Origin of the sequence: Haloarchaeobius sp. FL176 (genome assembly GCF_024609245.1) — an archaeon.
GTDB lineage: Archaea > Halobacteriota > Halobacteria > Halobacteriales > Natrialbaceae > Haloarchaeobius.
This window is the reverse complement of record NZ_JANJYH010000027.1, coordinates 1-1,402: the sequence shown is the minus strand read 5'-3', so window position 1 is coordinate 1,402 and position 1,402 is coordinate 1. Positions and strand designations below refer to the sequence as shown.

The 1,402-nt window shown below is 56.0% G+C and carries 1 protein-coding gene; it reads right to left on the bottom strand.

Features of this window, described 5'->3' with window-relative positions:
* Positions 1-13 precede the first annotated feature (13 nt).
* Entirely contained in the window at positions 14-1,288 is a 1,275-nt protein-coding gene (locus NO978_RS19710; RefSeq protein ID WP_257301231.1) for an IS4 family transposase, read from the bottom strand.
* Positions 1,289-1,402: the final 114 nt, after the last annotated feature.

Here is a 1,402-nt window from a genome sequence, read left to right as displayed (position 1 = left end):
CATCCGTCTTTAGTTAAGCCTCACACCTCGGTTGTGTAGCGGTAGCGAGCGTCTCTTGTAAGATTGGTCGTCGCTTGTGGATCTTTTGAGCGTCTTCGATCAGCCGGTCGAGCAGCGGCGGTGGTGAGTAGCCAAGGAACTCACCGAGTTCGTGGAGAATGAGCTGGGCGTGCGACCGAAAGGTCGCCGCCCAGCGCTCTGTCGGAAACACAAGCTCATCATCCGCCTGCTCAGTGACTAGATCCAACAGATCGCGGCTTACAAGCAGCGACAGCAGCGCTGCGTACAATAAGATCATCACCACGTGTTCGTCACTCGTGTCGAACTCGTCCAATTCGTACTGTGTCTTCAGCTCCCGGAACAGCAACTCAACTTCCCACCGACAGCGGTAGATCTCCGCTAAATCCGCCGGAAAGAACTCCTTCCTCGCTAAATTCGTCATGTACAGGTGGTAGTCGTCGGCGTCCTCGTCGCGGACGCCGACGACGCGAAATCGCTTCGTATCCAGCGACTGTGTCCCATTATACGGCCCCCGTTTGAACTCGACTTCGACCTCTACATCAATGTATTTCCGGTCAAGATCATCGAGAACAGCTCGGAGCTGCTCGCCCTCTAAGGGAATGGCGCGGCCGCGCCATTCCCGTAACTCCCCCGTAATGAGCGGATTTGCGTTCTGCTTCAGCCGACTCACGAAGTAGCCGTCGTTTTCGTCGATCAGCGCAAACCGGCGGTATTTGAAGTAGGCGAGATCGAACAGCACAAGGCGATTCTCAAGCCACGGCCCCGTGTTGAACAAGGTGCTGTCGTGCGTTTTCTCGTTAGCAGTATCGAGCCGTTCAATCGTCTGCTCTGTGGCATTGTGGAGCAGGTGGAGCTTCGCTCCAGCCTGCTCCTCGTGGCGGGCTTCAAACTGATCTGAGAGAAACTCGTGTAACCGCAACACCGTTCCATCAGCGATCATCACGTCTCTAAATCGGTCGATATCAGCGTCAAAAGCGTTAGGAACAGCGACCTCGTCGAGGCCCCGCTCGACGAGGTCGCGGAGGTACTCCGCAAGCGTCGGTGTCAACCGCTGATAGAATCCACCAGGAGAGATCGTCTCATCGGCAGTAGAGTTGTAACAGCGTCTAAACCCGGCGAGTGTTCGGCTTTCGCCTGCGGCGAAGCCGAACACGAACGCCCAAACGAAGGCAGGGATCTGGAGCTTACGGTCACGTTCGACCACGCCGAGTTCCTCGGCGTGCTCTTCGAGGAACTCAGAGGGAAACAGTGTAGTGAGCCGACGCATAATCCGAGATGAGGAGTCCTTGTCGTGCACAGACTGGACTTCCTCATTCCTTCCGAAAGATGCCTCGATAAGCCGCCGCTATCACGCGTTTTCTCGCTTAACTAAAGACGGATG

Excerpts from the sequence above, each read along its gene's own strand:
- NO978_RS19710 (WP_257301231.1), bottom strand. The coding sequence starts at position 1,288 with ATGCGTCGGCTCACTACACTGTTTCCCTCTGAGTTCCTCGAAGAGCAC.